At 69.9% G+C, this 15,607-nt stretch carries 12 protein-coding genes; 6 read left to right on the top strand and 6 right to left on the bottom strand.

Translation table 11 applies throughout. The features are described from left to right. Positions 1 to 50: 50 nt before the first annotated feature. The 5 genes from lspA to J2847_RS20180 all read right to left on the bottom strand — a co-directional run bounded on the left by lspA (position 51) and on the right by J2847_RS20180 (position 5,784). Positions 51 to 554 (bottom strand): signal peptidase II, encoded by a 504-nt coding sequence (gene lspA, locus J2847_RS20160; RefSeq protein ID WP_209780622.1) that lies wholly within the window; start codon positions 552 to 554, stop codon positions 51 to 53. A 148-nt stretch (positions 555 to 702) separates the two neighbouring features. Continuing rightward, positions 703 to 3,543: an isoleucine--tRNA ligase gene (gene ileS / locus J2847_RS20165; RefSeq protein ID WP_209780623.1), complete on the bottom strand. Its 2,841-nt coding sequence runs from the start codon at positions 3,541 to 3,543 to the stop codon at positions 703 to 705. Positions 3,544 to 3,825: 282 nt separating this feature from the next. Then, a complete protein-coding gene (locus J2847_RS20170; RefSeq protein ID WP_209780624.1) occupies positions 3,826 to 4,014 on the bottom strand; it encodes a 4-oxalocrotonate tautomerase in 189 nt (62 codons plus the stop codon). Positions 4,015 to 4,049: 35 nt separating this feature from the next. Further along, positions 4,050 to 4,553, bottom strand: a complete 504-nt coding sequence (locus J2847_RS20175; RefSeq protein WP_209780625.1) for a CinA family protein — start codon at positions 4,551 to 4,553, stop codon at positions 4,050 to 4,052. Positions 4,554 to 4,611: 58 nt separating this feature from the next. Then, complete coding sequence (locus J2847_RS20180; RefSeq protein ID WP_209780626.1) at positions 4,612 to 5,784, bottom strand: bifunctional 2-C-methyl-D-erythritol 4-phosphate cytidylyltransferase/2-C-methyl-D-erythritol 2,4-cyclodiphosphate synthase; 1,173 nt, start codon at positions 5,782 to 5,784, stop codon at positions 4,612 to 4,614. Between the two features lie 198 nt (positions 5,785 to 5,982). Between J2847_RS20180 and J2847_RS20185 the strand changes: the two genes are divergently transcribed. The 6 genes from J2847_RS20185 (at position 5,983) to ntrX (ending at position 14,524) form a co-directional block, all read left to right on the top strand. Further along, positions 5,983 to 6,813: a cytochrome C assembly family protein gene (locus tag J2847_RS20185; protein ID WP_085557395.1), complete on the top strand. Its 831-nt coding sequence runs from the start codon at positions 5,983 to 5,985 to the stop codon at positions 6,811 to 6,813. A 162-nt stretch (positions 6,814 to 6,975) separates the two neighbouring features. Further along, positions 6,976 to 7,962, top strand: coding sequence for a tRNA dihydrouridine synthase DusB (gene dusB / locus J2847_RS20190; RefSeq protein WP_209780627.1), 987 nt, complete (start codon positions 6,976 to 6,978; stop codon positions 7,960 to 7,962). Beyond that, on the top strand, positions 7,962 to 9,143 hold the full coding sequence (locus tag J2847_RS20195) for a two-component system sensor histidine kinase NtrB (protein WP_209780628.1): 1,182 nt from the start codon (positions 7,962 to 7,964) through the stop codon (positions 9,141 to 9,143). The genes dusB and J2847_RS20195 overlap by 1 nt, the downstream gene beginning before the upstream one ends. After that, positions 9,143 to 10,588 (top strand): nitrogen regulation protein NR(I), encoded by a 1,446-nt coding sequence (gene ntrC / locus J2847_RS20200; protein WP_209780629.1) that lies wholly within the window; start codon positions 9,143 to 9,145, stop codon positions 10,586 to 10,588. Before J2847_RS20195 ends, ntrC begins: the two co-directional genes overlap by 1 nt. A 227-nt stretch (positions 10,589 to 10,815) precedes the next feature. Further along, entirely contained in the window at positions 10,816 to 13,134 is a 2,319-nt protein-coding gene (locus J2847_RS20205; protein ID WP_209780630.1) for a sensor histidine kinase NtrY-like, read from the top strand. After that, entirely contained in the window at positions 13,124 to 14,524 is a 1,401-nt protein-coding gene (gene ntrX / locus J2847_RS20210; protein ID WP_209780631.1) for a nitrogen assimilation response regulator NtrX, read from the top strand. The genes J2847_RS20205 and ntrX overlap by 11 nt, the downstream gene beginning before the upstream one ends. Positions 14,525 to 14,564: 40 nt before the next feature. On the opposite strand, the gene J2847_RS20215 is transcribed toward ntrX, so the two are convergent. Further along, a complete protein-coding gene (locus J2847_RS20215; RefSeq protein ID WP_233474653.1) occupies positions 14,565 to 15,362 on the bottom strand; it encodes a DUF2189 domain-containing protein in 798 nt (265 codons plus the stop codon). Between the last annotated feature and the right edge of the window lie 245 nt (positions 15,363 to 15,607).

A 15,607-nucleotide genomic window follows, 5' to 3' on the forward strand; every position in this document is an offset into this window, starting at 1 on the left:
CGGCCGGGGAGAGAGCCCGCCCCCTTATAGCGCTTTCGGTCGGGGATTTCTTACGACTTTTCGCGGCCGGCGACCAGACTGTCGATCAGCAGCAGGACGACGCCGACGCTGATGCCGCTGTCGGCGACGTTGAAGGCCCAGAAATGCCACGAGCCGACGTGGAAATCGAGGAAATCCGCCACCGCGCCGAAGCGCAGCCGGTCCACCACGTTGCCGACGGCGCCGCCGATGATGAAGCCGATGCCCAGCGCCACCAGCCGCCGTTCCGCCTGCCGCAGCCAGATCACGAGGCTGACGGTGATGACGGCGGCGATCCCGCTCAGCACATAGGGCATGTAGGACGCCCCGCTGGCGAAGGTGCCGAAGCTGACGCCGTAGTTCCACACCAGCACGAGGTTGAAGAAGGAGGTCACCTCGATGACGTGCGGCACGGGCTGCATCACCACGTCGAGGATCCACCATTTCGTCAACTGGTCGAGCGCCACCACGGCGATGGCGACGATCAGCCCGAACAGGGTGTAGGAACGGGGGGTGGCGGTCGTGAAGGCGTTCATGGCGCGTCTCCTCCTCCCTCTCCCCCCCGGGGAGAGGGGCGGGGTGAGGGGGATGCGCGGCGAGAGGCGTCCGGCAAGCCGAACCCCCTCACCCTAACCCTCTCCCCGGGGGGGAGAGGGGATAGACGCGCGGATGCGGAGGACCGGATCATTCCACCGCGTCGGAGCAGCGGACGCACAGCGTCGGGTGGGCGGCGACGGTGGAGACCTCCGGCAGGACCTTCCAGCAGCGCTCGCACTTCTCGCCCTCGGCCAGCGCCGGGGCGACCGCGATGTTCGCCACGTCGGGCAGGGTGAAGGCCCCGTCCGGCGCCCTCCCCTCGACGACGGTGATCGCCGAGGTGATGCAGACGTCCTGGAAATCGACGTCGGCCAGCAGCGCCCTGGTCGCCGCGTCGACATACACCGCCGGGTTGGCTTGCAGGGACGAGCCGATCTTCTTGTTGGCCCGTTCCAGCTCCAAGGCACCGGTGACGACGCGGCGGACGTTGCGCACCGCCTCCCACTTGGCGGCGAGATCGTCGTCGCGCCATTCGGCCGGGATGGCCGGGAAGCCGCGCAGATGCACGCTTTCCTCGTCCCAGCCCGAGCCCGTCAGCCCTTCCGGACGGGCCAGCCACGCCTCTTCCGCCGTGAAGCAGAGGATGGGGGCCAGCCACGCGGTCAGCGCCGAGAACAGGTGCTCCATCACCGTCCGCACCGACCGGCGGCGCACCGAATCGGGCGCGTCGCAGTAGAGGCTGTCCTTGCGGACGTCGAAGTAGAAGGCCGACAGCTCCACCGCGCAGAAATTGTGCAGCGCCACGAACAGGGCGTGGAAGTCGTAGGCCTCGATCTTCTCGCGGACCGTGGCGTCCAGCTCGGCCAGCCGGTGCAGGACCCAGCGCTCCAGTTCCGGCATCCGCGCCGCCTCGATCCGCTCGGCCGGGCTGTAGTCGGCGAGCGCGCCCAGCAGGTAGCGCAGCGTGTTGCGCAGGCGGCGGTAGAGGTCGGCCTGGGTCTTGATGATCTCCTTGCCGATCCGCAGATCCTCCGAATAGTCGGAGTTGATGATCCACAGGCGCAGGATGTCGGCGCCGTACTGGTCGCAGATCTCCTGCGGGGCGACGACGTTGCCCAGCGACTTCGACATCTTGCGGCCCTGCTCGTCGAGCACGAAGCCGTGGGTCAGCACCGCGTTGTAGGGCGCCCGGCCGCGCGTGCCGCAGCTTTCCAGCAGCGATGAGTGGAACCAGCCGCGGTGCTGGTCGGAGCCCTCCAGATAGAGGTCGGCCGGCCAGGCCAGCTCCTCCAGCCGCTGCTCCAGCACGAAGGCGTGGGAGGAGCCGGACTCGAACCAGACGTCGACGATGTCCTTGACCTGCTCGAACTCGTCGGCGCGGTAGCCGTTGCCGAGGAAGTCCTGGGGATCGCGGGCGAACCAGGCGTCGGCGCCCTCGCGCTCGAAGATGTCGGCGATGCGGGCGAAGACGTCCGGGTCGCGCAGGATGGCACCGTCCTCCTTGCGGACGAACAGCGCGATCGGCACGCCCCAGGCGCGCTGGCGGCTGATGCACCAGTCGGGCCGGGTCTCGATCATCGAGCGGATGCGGTTCTCGCCCTGCTCGGGCACCCAGCGGGTGTCGGAGATCGCCTGCAACGCCGTCTTGCGCAGGTCGTTCGTCTCCATCGAGATGAACCATTGCGGCGTGGTGCGGAAGATCAGCGGCGCCTTGGAGCGCCAGGAATGCGGGTAGCTGTGCTTGATGCGGTTGCTGGCGAGCAGCGAGCCGCTTTCCTCGAACTCGGCGATCACCGCCTTGTTGGCCGGGCCGGGCTTGCCCTGGTCGGTGTAGACCGCCAGACCGGCGAAGAGCGGGACGTGGGCGTAGTAGCGCCCGTCCTCGCCGACCGTCTGCGGCACCTCGATGCCGTGGGCCTGGCCGAGATGGAAGTCGTCCTCGCCGTGGCTGGGGGCGATGTGGACGAAGCCGGTGCCGGCGTCGGTGGTGACGAAGCCGCCGGGCAGCATCGGCACCTTGAAGTCGTAGCCCTTGCGGGTCAGCGGATGGTGGCAGAAGGTGCCGGCCAGCCGCGAACCGGGGAAGCGGTGCAACTGGCGCCACTCGGTGATGCCGGCCTCCGTGAAGACCGATTCGGCCAGCGCGGTCGCCATCACGAGCCGCTCGCCGACCACGCCCTTGCTGCCCTCGGCGACGGCCAGGACCTTGTAGGTGGCGTACTCGATCTCCTCGCCATAGGCGATGGCCCGGTTGGCCGGCAGGGTCCAGGGGGTGGTCGTCCAGATGACGATGCTGGCCTCGTCGATCTCCGGCGCCGACGAGCCCCACACCGCGAAGCGGGCGAAGACGGTGGTCGAGGTGTGGTCGTGGTACTCGATCTCGGCGTCGGCCAGCGCGGTCTTCTCGACCACCGACCACATCACCGGCTTGGCGCCCTTGTAGAGGCCGCCGTTGGCCGCGAACTTGTGGATCTCGCGGACGATCTGGGCTTCCGCCGGGAAGGTCATGGTGGCGTAGGGCTGTTTCCAGTCGCCCTCGACGCCGAGCCGGCGGAACTCGCCGGCCTGGATGCCGACCCACTCCTCGGCGAACTGGCGGCATTCGGCGCGGAACTGGATGATCGGCACGTCATCCTTGTTCTTGCCGGCCTTGCGGTACTTCTCCTCGATCTTCCACTCGATGGGCAGGCCGTGGCAGTCCCAGCCGGGGACGTAGTCGGCGTCGAAGCCCTGCATCTGGCGGGTGCGGACGATGACGTCCTTGAGGATCTTGTTGACCGCGTGACCGATGTGGATGTTGCCGTTGGCGTAGGGCGGGCCGTCGTGCAGGACGAACTTCCTGCGGCCCTTGGCGCCGGCGCGCAGCTTGCCGAACAGGTCCATCTCGGCCCAGCGCTTCAGCAGCTCGGGCTCCCTGGTCGGCAGGCCGCCGCGCATGGGGAAGTCGGTGCGGGGCAGGAAGACGGTCGATTTGTAGTCGCGGGTCATGTCGGATCCCTGGGGGGAAAAGGCGTCACCATCGGGCGGCGCAACCGGCCCCCCGACGCACGATAGGGTCTCGATCCCGGCCCTCCTCAGAGAGCCGGGCCGGTAATTCGCGCGCGAAGCGCAAGGATCCGCAGAGAGACGTCCATGGCGCGGGATATTAGCGGCGTGTGCGGTGCGGTCAAGACGGGCTCACGCAGTCTCAACCCCTTCCCGTTCCCGGAAAGGGCGGAGCGCCTGCCGGCGCTCGGCGGGCGGCCCCGCCGGTCGGCGCCATGCGCTTGGTCAGGTGGCGTCGGACCACAGCACGCCGCCGCTGGCCCAGTCGCTCTTCTTCACGTCCTGAAAGATGATGTCCACCGCCGAGGGCGGGCAGCCGAGCACCTTCACGGTGGCCTCGGTCAGCGCCTTGGCGTATTCGCGCTTCTGTTCGGGCGTCCGCCCCTCGAAGAGCTGGATGTTGATGGTCGGCATCGGGTTTCCTCCGGATTCGTTGGCGGTTGGGACGGTCAGCGCAGGCTGTGGACCGGGCGGGCGACGCGCAGCCGTTCCAGCGCCGCCTGGACGGTGGCCAGGCGCACCGCCTCGCGGTCGCCGGGGAAGGTGTATTCCTTGGCGCGGGCGTCGCCGCCGCGCACGGCGGTGGCGATGTAGACGCGGCCGACCGGCTTTTCGGCCGACCCGCCGCCCGGCCCGGCGACGCCGGTGACGGCGACCGTCACGTCGGCCCGCGACATGGCGAGCGCGCCGACCGCCATCGCCACCGCCACTTCCGGGCTGACCGCGCCGTGGGCGTGCAGCAGGCTGGCCGGCACCCGCAGCATCTCGGTCTTGGCGATGTTGCTGTAGGTGACGAAGCCGCGGTCGACGACCTTGGAGGAGCCGGCGATTTCGGTCAGCGCCCCGGCGATCAGGCCGCCGGTGCAGGATTCCGCCGTCGCCAGCAGGTAGCCGGCAAGCCCGTACTCGGCCAGCGTCTGGGCGGCGAGGTCGCGGATGGTGTCGGGAAACATCGGCAAGGCACTCCCGGAACGTCTCGTGTGCGCCCCCGCACTGTAGCCTGGACTTGGCTCAGCCCGGAAGGCGGATGGTGGCGGCCGCCTGGGCGGCGATGCCCTCGCCCCGGCCGGTGAAGCCGAGCCGTTCCGTCGTCGTCGCCTTGACGCTGACCCGGTCGGGCGCGATCCCCAGGATTTCGGCGACGCGGGCGGCCATCGCCGCGCGGTGCGGGCCGACCTTCGGGCGCTCGCAGATGATGGTGATGTCGGTGTGGGCGATGACGCCGCCGCGCGCCGCCACGAGGTCGGCGGCGTGGCGCAGGAACTTGGCGCTGTCGGCGCCGCGCCATTGCGGGTCGCTCGGCGGGAAATGGCTGCCGATGTCGCCGGCGGCGAGCGCGCCGAGGATGGCGTCGGTCAGGGCGTGCAGCCCGACGTCGGCGTCCGAATGCCCCTCCAAGCCCTGCGTGTGCGGCACCCGCAGCCCGCACAGCGTGACGAAGTCGCCGTCGGTGAAGCGGTGGACGTCGAAGCCGGTCCCGGTGCGGACGTCGCCCAAGGGGGCGCCCTGGGAAGCCGTCAGGACTCGCGCGGCGCGGGTCAGGTCGTCGGGGGTCGTCACCTTGAAATTCTCCTCCTTGGCGGGCACCAGCGCCACCGCCAGCCCGGCCCGCTCGGCCACCGCCGCGTCGTCCGTCAGCGACAGGCCGGCGGCGTCCCGGTGGGCGGCCAGGATGTCGGCGAAGCGGAAGCCCTGCGGGGTCTGCGCCCGCCACAGCCCGTCGCGGTCCACCGTTCCGGCCACCGTTCCGTCGGCGCCGCGCTTCAGCGTGTCGGCCAGCGGAACGGCGGCGATGGCGCCGGGGGCGTGCTCCAGCGCCGCGATCACCGCCGCGATGGTGTCGGCGTCGACCAGCGGGCGGGCGGCGTCGTGGATCAGCACGGCGTAGCAGCCGCCTTGCGCCGCCGCCAGCGCCTCCAGACCGTTGCGCACCGAGTCCTGCCGCGTGGCGCCGCCGGACACCGGTTCCGGCAGGCCGAGCCCGGCGACGGCCGCGTCGTACAGGTCGCGCCGGGCCGGATCGATGACGACCTGGACCGAGGACACCCGCGGGTGCGACAGAAAGGCCTCCACCGTGCGGCGCAGGATGGGTTTCCCGGCGAGGTCGAGATATTGCTTGGGGCGTTCGGCCCCGAAACGCTGGCCGGTGCCGCCGGCGACGATCAGGGCGATGCAGAGGGTCATGGTGAGAACCGTATATCCATGCGTCGAGGACACTTGACGGGAACGCGGCGGAGCCTAGCCTGTCGCCGTGGTTCCGCCAAGACCCGCGACCCGCCCGCCACGCCCCGTGGCCGGGCGGCGCCGTGGATGAGCCAGCGTGACGCGCAGGGTCGGGCAAGCCGGTCGGTGGCGGCGGACAACGGGAGTATGATCGCCCTCATGTCGCAGAATCTTCTCTTGAGCCTCACGGCGCTGCTCACGCTGGTGCCGGCCTCGGTCTATCCCTACCGCCGCGCCGGCGGGCAGGGGGGCGAGGGGCGGACGCCGGCCTTCTGGGGGGCGCTGCTGCTGGCCGCCGCCGGTCCCGGCCTGTGGGCGGTGACGCAGGTGGCCGGGCAGTGGCAGACCGGCTTCTCGACGGCGCTGTGGGTGACGGTCGCCGCCAGCATGGCGCTGTTCGTCGGCTTCAGCGCCCTGCACCGCAGCGCGTGGCGGCTGTCGCCGCTGCTCTTTCCCTATCTGCTGGCGGTCGGCGCGCTGGCGACGCTGACCGAGGACAAGCCGGCGCCGGTCCTGCGCGGCGGCGCGCCGGGCATCTGGATCGATCTGCACATCGCCATCTCGGTCTTCACCTACGCCCTGCTGACGCTCAGCGCCGTCGCCTCGCTCGCCGCCTTCCTCCAGGAACGGTCGCTGAAGGCCAAGCGCCCGACGCCGCTGACCCGCTTCCTGCCGCCGGTGGCGGAGAGCGAGCGGCTCCAGGTCGGGCTGCTGGTGGCGTCGGAGGTGGTGCTGGGCGCCGGTCTGGCGACCGGCATGGCCGTGCTGTATTTCGAGCAGGGGACGGCGCTCCGCATCGACCACAAGACCATGCTGTCGCTGGCGACCTTCGCGGTGGTCGGCGCGCTGCTGATCGCCCAGTTCCGCACCGGCATGCGCGGGCGCACCGCCGCGCGCATGGTTCTGATTGCCTATCTTCTGCTCACGCTCGCCTATCCGGGCGTGAAGTTCGTTTCCAACATCCTGGTCGGGCAACCGGCCTGGACCTGATCGCCTGCCGGGCGGGCAAGAACGCGGAAGGGTGCGGAAGGGGCCGGCGGAGGGGCGATCGGGCCTTCGCGCTTGCACACTGGCGCGTCCTTGTGCTAGTCTGCACAAAATCTCGGCAATTCGATTGTTTGCCCATCCCGCGGGCAGGTGCGGCAGGTACGAATGACCATACACATCGGCCCGATTGCGCTCGCCGGTCCCGTGATCCTGGCGCCGATGTCGGGCGTCACCGATCTTCCCTTCCGCCGTCTGGTCAAGCGCGCCGGCTGCGGCCTCGTCGTGTCGGAGATGGTCGCCAGCACCGCGATGGTCCGCGAGAACCGGCAGACCCTGCGCATGGTCCAGACGGAGCCGGAGGAGTTCCCGATGGCCGTCCAGCTCGCCGGCTGCGAGCCCGAGGTGATGGCCGAGGCCGCCAAGCTGAACGAGGACCGCGGCGCCGCCCTGGTCGACATCAATTTCGGCTGCCCGGTCAAGAAGGTGGTGAACGGCCACGCCGGCTCCGCCCTGATGCGCGACGAGATCCACGCCGCGCGCATCCTGGAGGCCACCGTCAAGGCGGTGTCCATCCCGGTGACGCTGAAGATGCGCACCGGCTGGGACGAAACCAACCGCAACGCCCCGGCGCTGGCGCGCATCGCGCAGGAGTGCGGCATCAGGATGGTGACGGTCCACGGCCGCACCCGCGAGCAGTTCTACACCGGTTCCGCCGACTGGAGCTTCGTCCGCAAGGTGAAGGAGGCCGTGTCGATCCCGCTGGTCGTCAACGGCGACATCACGACGCTGGAGGACGTCGACCGCGCGCTGGCCGAATCCGGCGCCGACGGCGTGATGATCGGGCGCGGCGCCTATGGACGCCCCTGGTTCCCGGCGCAGGTCATGCGCCACCTCGCCACCGGCGAGCGGCTGCCCGACCCGTCGCTGGAGGAGCAGCGCGATACGCTGCTGGAGCATTTCGAGGCGATGCTGGTCCATTACGGCGCCGAGGGCGGCCTGCGCGTCGCCCGCAAGCACGTCTCCTGGTATTCGACCGGCCTGCGCGGCTCGAACGAGTTCCGCCAGGAGGTCAACCGCCTGTCGGACCCCGAGGCGGTGCGCCGCCACATCCGCGCTTTCTACGACCCGGCAATCGAAAGGATGGCCGCTTGATGGATTCCGTGCCGACCGCAGCATCCGCGCCGCGCCGCCGTCCCCGCGCCGGCGGGGCGCGTCCGGGGAAGATCGACGCGTCCGTCGTGCTGAACGGGCTGCCCGATCCGGTCCTGGTGGTGGACGGGGAGGGCGAGGTCCGCTTCGTCAATCTGGAGGCGCAGGAGTTCTTCGACCTGTCGGCCAGCGTCCTGGAGGGCATGGCCCTGGCGGAGCTGCTGCCGCCCGACAGCCCGGTCATGGGGCTGATCGAGCAGGTGCGGCGCGGCAGCCGCCGGGTCTCGCAGGAAGGCGTCGTCATCGACACGCCCCGCATCGGCCCGCATCACGTGACGGTGCAGGTGGCGGCGATGGGCGACCCGCCGGACCATGTGCTGGTGACGGTGCACGAGCGTTCCATCGCGCGGAAGATCGACAACTCGCTGACCCACCGCCACGCCGCCCGCTCGGTCACCGCGATGGCGGCGATGCTGGCGCACGAGGTGAAGAATCCGCTGTCGGGCATCCGTGGCGCCGCCCAGCTCCTGGAGGAGAACGCCCACGACCAGGACCGCGTGCTGACCCGGCTGATCTGCGACGAGGCCGACCGCATCGTGGCGCTGGTCAACCGGATGGAGGTGTTCTCCGACGAGCGCCCGCTGGAACGGACCGCCGTCAACATCCACACGGTGCTGGAGCATGTGCGCACCATCGCCCAGAGCGGTTTTGCCCGAAAAATACGCTTTGTCGAGCGTTACGACCCGTCCCTGCCTCCGGTTTACGGCAATCGCGACCAACTTGTGCAGGTTTTTCTGAATCTGATTAAAAATGCGGCAGAGGCTGCCCCGGAAACGGGCGGCGAGATCACGCTGACCACCGCCTACCAGCACGGTGTCCGCATGGCGCTTCCGGGTGGCGACACCCGGCTGCATCTGCCGCTCCAGGTCTCGGTTCAGGATAACGGCGACGGGATTCCGGAAGACTTGCAGTCGAACCTGTTCGATCCTTTCGTGACCAGCAAAGTCAACGGGACTGGCCTTGGTCTTGCATTGGTGGCGAAACTCATCGGCGATCATGGCGGAACCATCGAGTTCGACAGCCAGCCGCGCCGGACCGTCTTCAAGGTGTCGCTGCCCATGTATGATGAATCGCAGATTTCCCAGGCCGTCTCGCGGGTTCGGGGCGTTCGGGGGGGGCGTTGATGACTGCGGCGACCATTCTGATCGCGGATGACGACCGCGCCATCCGCACCGTGCTTACCCAGGCGCTCGCCCGCCTCGGCCACGAGGTCCGCACCACCGGCAACGCCGCCACGCTGTGGCGCTGGGTGGCGGACGGGCAGGGCGATCTGGTCATCACCGACGTGGTGATGCCCGACGAGAACGGGTTGGACCTGATCCCGCGCATCAAGAAGCTGCGCCCCGAGATGCGCGTCATCGTGATGAGCGCGCAGAACACGCTGATCACCGCCGTCAAGGCGGCCGAGCGCGGCGCCTTCGAGTATCTGCCCAAGCCCTTCGACCTGAAGGAGCTGGTGTCGGTCGTCGAACGGGCGCTGAACTCGAACACGCCGCCGGCCCCGGTGGCGAACGGCGACGCCGACGGGGACGAGCAGCTTCCCTTGATCGGCCGCTCGCCGGCGATGCAGGAAATCTACCGCGTGCTCGCCCGCCTGATGGGCACCGACCTGACGGTGATGATCACCGGCGAGTCGGGCACCGGCAAGGAGCTGGTGGCCCGCGCGCTGCACGATTACGGCAAGCGCCGCAACGGCGGCTTCGTCGCCATCAACATGGCGGCCATCCCGCGCGAGCTGATCGAGTCCGAGCTGTTCGGTCACGAGAAGGGCGCCTTCACCGGCGCCACCAACCGTTCGACCGGCCGTTTCGAGCAGGCGCAGGGCGGCACCCTGTTCCTCGACGAGATCGGCGACATGCCGCTCGACGCGCAGACCCGCCTGCTGCGCGTGTTGCAGGAGGGCGAGTACACCACGGTCGGCGGCCGCACCCCGATCAAGACCGACGTCCGCATCATCGCGGCGACCCACCGCGACCTGCGCACGCTGATCCGCCAGGGGCTGTTCCGCGAGGATCTGTTCTACCGCCTGTGCGTCGTGCCGATCCGCCTGCCGCCGCTGCGCGAGCGGACCGAGGACATCCCGCTGCTGGTCCGGCATTTCCTGAACATCGGCATCAGCCAGGGACTGCCGGCCAAGAGCATCGACCAGGGCGCCATGGACCGGCTCAAGCGCTACCGCTGGCCGGGCAACGTGCGCGAGCTGGAGAATCTCGTCCGCCGGCTGGCCGCGCTCTATTCGCAGGAGGTCATCAGCCTCGACGTGGTGGAGGCCGAGCTGGCCGACGCCACCCCGGCCGTCCAGCCGGTCGAGGAACCGCAGAGCGAGGGCCTGTCCTCGGCCGTCGAGCGGCACCTGAAGGACTATTTCGCCGCCCACAAGGACGGCATGCCCTCCAACGGCCTCTACGACCGCGTGCTGCGCGAGATCGAGCGGCCGCTGATCTCGCTCAGCCTGTCGGCGACCCGCGGCAACCAGATCAAGGCGGCGCAGCTCCTCGGGCTGAACCGCAACACCCTGCGCAAGAAGATCCGCGACCTCGACATCCAGGTGATGCGCGGCATCAAGTGAGACGCCGGCCCCCAACCCTCCCCCGCTGGGCGGGGGAGGGTTGGGGTGGGGGCAACGTCAGTGCTTGAGCACTCCTCGCCCCAGGCGTGCCATTTTTGTGACAGGCCGGTCGTCCAGGCCCAACCCTTTGGGGCATGACGGCTGGCCTGTCCGAAAGGCAGAGCGGTTGTCGCTTGGCAGTGCAGCAACAGAAGTGTATCTTTCCGGCAACAGATTTGCGCCGGACCATGTCGTCAACCACCGAAACCCCCACGCCGCCCTCCACGCCGTTGTGGCAGCAGTTCCTCCGCTGGTCGTCGCGGGTCGGCCTCGGGAAGCGGCTGGCCTTCGCGCTGTCGCTGGCGGCGCTGGCCGCCGGCTTCGCGACCTACGCCGCGATGACCGAGAGCGGCCCCTTCGTCCAGTCCAACCCGCGCACGGTGACGCTGCTGCTGACGCTGGATCTGGCGCTGCTGCTGACGCTGGGCGTGCTGATCTCGCGGCGGATCGTGATGATCTGGATCGGGCGGCGGCGCGGTCTGGCGGGATCGCGGCTGCATTCCCGGCTGGTCCTGGTGTTCAGCCTGCTGGCGGTGGCGCCGGCCATCATCATGGCCGTCTTCTCCACCCTGTTCTTCTATGTCGGGGTCCAGAGCTGGTTCAGCGACCGGGTCCGCACGGCGGTCAATGAATCGCTGGCCGTCGCCAGCGCCTACCTGCACGAGCACCAGCAGAACATCCGCGCCGACGCGCTGGCGATGGCCAACGACCTGTCGCAGGAAACCCGCCTGTCGAGCGATCCGCAGCGCTTCGAGCAGATCGTCACCACCCAGGCGATGCTGCGCGCGCTGTCGGAGGCGATCGTCTTCAACGGCACGACCGGGGCCATCCTGGCGCGGTCCGGCTACACCTTCACCCTCGAATTCGACCCGATCCCCGAGGAGAAGGTGAACCTCGCCCGCCGCGGCGAGGTCGCCCTCATCATCAGCGAGAACGACGACCGCGTGCGCGCCCTGGTCAGCCTCGACCGGATGACCGACACCTTCCTCTATGTCGGCCGCATGGTCGAGCCGCGCGTGCTGTCGCACATGGCGTCCGCCGAGGGGGCGGTGAGGGAATACGCGGCGCTGGAAAGCCAGCGCGGCAGCCTCCAGATCACCTTCACGCTGCTCTTCCTGGTGGTGGCGATGCTGCTGCTGCTGGCGGCGGTGTGGGCCGGTCTGAACTTCGCCACCCGGCTGGCCAAGCCGATCAGCGCGCTGATCGGCGCCGCCGAGCGGGTGCGGGCCGGCGACCTCACCGTCCGCGTGTCGGAGCCGCCGGGCGAGGACGAGTTCGTCCTGCTGTCGCGCGCCTTCAACCGCATGACCACCGAGATCGAGGGCCAGCGGCGCGAGCTGCTCTCCACCAACCGGCTGCTCGACGAGCGGCGCCGCTTCACCGAGACGGTGCTGTCGGGCGTGTCGGCCGGCGTGCTCGGGCTCGACGCCGACGGCTTCATCAACCTGCCGAACCTGTCGGCCGCCCGCCTGCTGGGTGTGGAGGATCCCGACACGCTGGTCGGCCGCTCGCTGGCCGACCTGTCGCCGGAGATGGCGGAACTGCTGGAGAACGCGCCGAAGCGGCCGGGCCGGGTGTTGCAGGACCAGATCCAGATCCGCCGCGCCGGCAAGACGACGCTGACCCTGCTGGTCCGCATCGCGGCCGAGGGGCGGGGCGGCGAGGTGCGCGGCTACGTCGTGACCTTCGACGACATCACCGAGCTGGCCTCGGCCCAGCGCAAGGCGGCCTGGGCCGACGTGGCGCGGCGCATCGCCCACGAGATCAAGAACCCGCTGACGCCGATCCAGCTCTCCGCCGAGCGTCTGCGCCGCAAGTACCTGAAGGAGATCACCAGCGACACCGAGGTCTTCACCATGTGCACGGACACCATCGTCCGCCAGGTGGACGACATCCGGCGCATGGTGGACGAGTTCTCGGCCTTCGCGCGCATGCCGCAGCCGGTGATGAAGCCCTGCAACCTCAACGATCTGGTCCGGCAGGCGGTGTTCCTGCAATCGAGCGCCCACGCCGGGAAGATCCGCTTCGACCCGCATCTGCCGTCGGGGCCGCTGACCGTCGCCTGCGACAGCCGGCAGATCTCGCAGGCGCTGACCAACCTGTTGCAGAACGCGGCCGACGCCATCGAGGGGCGCGGCCCGTCCCCCGACGGCTCGCCCCTGCCGCCCGGCGAGGTCTCCATCGCCGTCGAGGGCGACGCGGAGAAGGTGACGGTGGTGGTCGAGGACAACGGCCGGGGCCTGCCGACCGACGAGCAGCGCGACCGGCTGACCGAGCCCTACGTGACGACGCGGGCCAAGGGCACCGGCCTGGGGCTCGCCATCGTGAAGAAGATCATGGAGGACCATGGCGGCGTGCTGACCCTGGAGGACCGCGTCGGTGCGGCCGGGGCCCGCGTCACCCTGGTGATTCCGCACCCTGTTGCGGCCGTGGCGGAGCCCGGCGGACGCGACGACAGGCCGGCGGAGACCGGCGAAGAGACGAGGCACGCAGCCCATGGCGCATGACATTCTGGTCGTCGACGACGAAGCCGACATCCGGATGCTGATCACCGGCATCCTGAACGACGAAGGCATCAAGACCCGCGAGGCGGCCGACGCCGACCAGGCGTTCGCCCAGGTCGCGGCGCGGCGGCCCAGCCTGGTCGTGCTCGACATCTGGCTCCAGGGCAGCCGGCTCGACGGCTTGCAGATCCTGGAACAGCTCATGCGCGACCACGCCAACCTGCCGGTCATCATGATCTCCGGCCACGGCAACATCGAGACCGCCGTCCAGGCGATCAAGGTCGGCGCCTACGACTTCATCGAGAAGCCCTTCAAGGCCGACCGGCTGCTGCTGATGGTCGAGCGCGCCATCGAGGCGTCACGGCTGAAGCGCGAGAACCAGGAGCTGCGGCTGCGCGCCGGCGGCGACGTCGAGCTGGTCGGCCGCTCCTCGCCGATCAACCAGGTGCGCCAGAGCATCGAGAAGGTCGCCCCCACCGGCAGCCGCGTGCTGATCACCGGCCCGGCCGGCTCCGGCAAGGAGGTCGTGGCCCGGCTGATCCACGCCCGTTCGCGCCGCAACACCGGCCCCTTCGTCGGGCTGAACTGCGCCACCATGCGGCCGGAGCGGCTGGAGATGGAGCTGTTCGGCACCGAGGCCGGGGTCGACGGCATGGGCCGCAAGATCGGCACCTTCGAGCAGGCCCACGGCGGCACGCTGCTGCTCGACGAGGTCGCCGACATGCCGCTGGAAACCCAGGGCAAGATCGTCCGCGCCCTCCAGGAGCAGGTGTTCGAGCGGGTCGGCGGCGGCACGCGGGTCGAGGTCGACGTCCGCGTCATCGCCACCTCCAACCGCGACCTCCAGGCCGAGATCGAGCAGGGGCGCTTCCGCCAGGACCTCTTCTACCGCCTGTCGGTGGTGCCGATCCGCGTGCCGTCGCTGGCCGAGCGGCGCGAGGACATCCCGCTGCTGGCCCGCCACTTCATGCAGCGCTCCGCCGAGGCGTCGGGCCTGCCGGTCCGCGAGTTCGGCGAGGACGCCATGGCGGCGCTCCAGGCCTACGACTGGCCGGGCAACGTGCGCCAGCTCCGCAACGTGGTCGACTGGCTGCTGATCATGGCGCAGGGCGACCCCAAGGAGCCGATCCGCGCCGACACCCTGCCGCCGGAGATCGGCGCCATCACGCCGACCGTCCTGAAGTGGGACAAGGGCGGCGAGATCATGGGGCTGCCGCTGCGCGAGGCGAGAGAGGTCTTCGAGCGCGAGTATCTGCTGGCGCAGGTCACCCGCTTCGGCGGCAACATCTCGCGCACCGCCTCCTTCGTCGGCATGGAGCGCTCGGCCCTGCACCGCAAGCTGAAGTCGCTCGGCGTCCACGGCAGCGAGAAGGGCAAGCTGTTCATCGAGTGAGAGAGCGGCCGGCTCACCGGAAGCCGGCCGGACCTCCGGTCTAGCCGACCGTGCGCCGGTAGAGGTGCCAGGTCGCGTGCCCCAGAACCGGCATGACCACGGCGAGCCCGACGAAGGCCGGCAGGCAGCCGACGACCAGCGCCGCGCCGACGATGGCGCCCCACAGCATCATCATCAGCGGGTTGGCCATCACCGCGCGGATCGAGGTCTGCGTGGCGATGATCCAGTCGACCTGACGGTCCAGCATCATCGGGAAGGACACGACGCTCAGCGCCAGCGCGACGATGGCGAAGGCCAGCCCGACGAGGTTGCCGAGCAGGATCATCCGCCAGCCTTCCGGCGTTTCGAGCATCAGGCGGACGAAATCGCCGGCCGAGGCCGGGTGCAGCGTGCCCAGCGTCCGGTCGTAGACGATCTGCGCCGCGCCCAGCCACAGCACGAACAGGGTCAGCATCATCAGCCCCATCGCCGCGATCGACCAGATCGCCGGGGAGCGGAAGACGTCCAGCGTGTTGAGCCAGGACACCGGCTGTCCGCGCTCGCGCCGCCGGCTCAGCTCGTAGAGGCCGACCGCGGCGAGCGGACCGACGAAGGCCAGTCCGGCGACCAGCGGATAGAACAGCGGCAGCAGGTCGCCGCCGAAGGCCGCCCGCCCGGCGACCAGACCGACCAGCGGGTAGATGACGCCGAGGAAGAGAAGCTGCGTCGGGGACGCCAGGAAATCCCGCCAGCCCAGCGCCAGCGCGTCCCGCAGGTCGCGGGCGCGGATGCGGCGCACAACGGGGTTGGTGGGGACCATCACCATGTCGGCCAGCCGCCGGCCGGGCATGTGGGGCATGGACCATCGTTGTGTCATCGTCCGACCTCCTTCATCCCGTAGCACCGCAACGGCCTGCGGCGCGGCGGGGAGTGAACGCGATGTCGCGGAGGGTTCGGTCCGGCGGTCGATGCGGGGCGGCGTGACGTCCGGCCGGCTGCCTTGGCACGGGGCTTGGTGCGGGGTGGACCGAACCACGATCACCGGCCAGCCTACTCCCGCCGATGGCGGCCCGCATCCGACAACGTTCGTATACGACCAATGCG

The organism is Azospirillum agricola (assembly GCF_017876095.1).
Lineage (GTDB): Bacteria > Pseudomonadota > Alphaproteobacteria > Azospirillales > Azospirillaceae > Azospirillum > Azospirillum agricola.

Excerpts from the sequence above, each read along its gene's own strand:
- lspA (WP_209780622.1), bottom strand. The coding sequence starts at position 554 with ATGAACGCCTTCACGACCGCCACCCCCCGTTCCTACACCCTGTTCGGG.
- dusB (WP_209780627.1), top strand. The coding sequence starts at position 6,976 with ATGACCATACACATCGGCCCGATTGCGCTCGCCGGTCCCGTGATCCTG.
- J2847_RS20180 (WP_209780626.1), bottom strand. The coding sequence starts at position 5,784 with ATGACCCTCTGCATCGCCCTGATCGTCGCCGGCGGCACCGGCCAGCGT.
- ntrC (WP_209780629.1), top strand. The coding sequence starts at position 9,143 with ATGACTGCGGCGACCATTCTGATCGCGGATGACGACCGCGCCATCCGC.
- ntrX (WP_209780631.1), top strand. The coding sequence starts at position 13,124 with ATGGCGCATGACATTCTGGTCGTCGACGACGAAGCCGACATCCGGATG.
- J2847_RS20215 (WP_233474653.1), bottom strand. The coding sequence starts at position 15,362 with ATGCCCCACATGCCCGGCCGGCGGCTGGCCGACATGGTGATGGTCCCC.
- ileS (WP_209780623.1), bottom strand. The coding sequence starts at position 3,543 with ATGACCCGCGACTACAAATCGACCGTCTTCCTGCCCCGCACCGACTTC.
- J2847_RS20185 (WP_085557395.1), top strand. The coding sequence starts at position 5,983 with ATGTCGCAGAATCTTCTCTTGAGCCTCACGGCGCTGCTCACGCTGGTG.
- J2847_RS20195 (WP_209780628.1), top strand. The coding sequence starts at position 7,962 with ATGGATTCCGTGCCGACCGCAGCATCCGCGCCGCGCCGCCGTCCCCGC.
- J2847_RS20170 (WP_209780624.1), bottom strand. The coding sequence starts at position 4,014 with ATGCCGACCATCAACATCCAGCTCTTCGAGGGGCGGACGCCCGAACAG.
- J2847_RS20205 (WP_209780630.1), top strand. The coding sequence starts at position 10,816 with ATGTCGTCAACCACCGAAACCCCCACGCCGCCCTCCACGCCGTTGTGG.
- J2847_RS20175 (WP_209780625.1), bottom strand. The coding sequence starts at position 4,553 with ATGTTTCCCGACACCATCCGCGACCTCGCCGCCCAGACGCTGGCCGAG.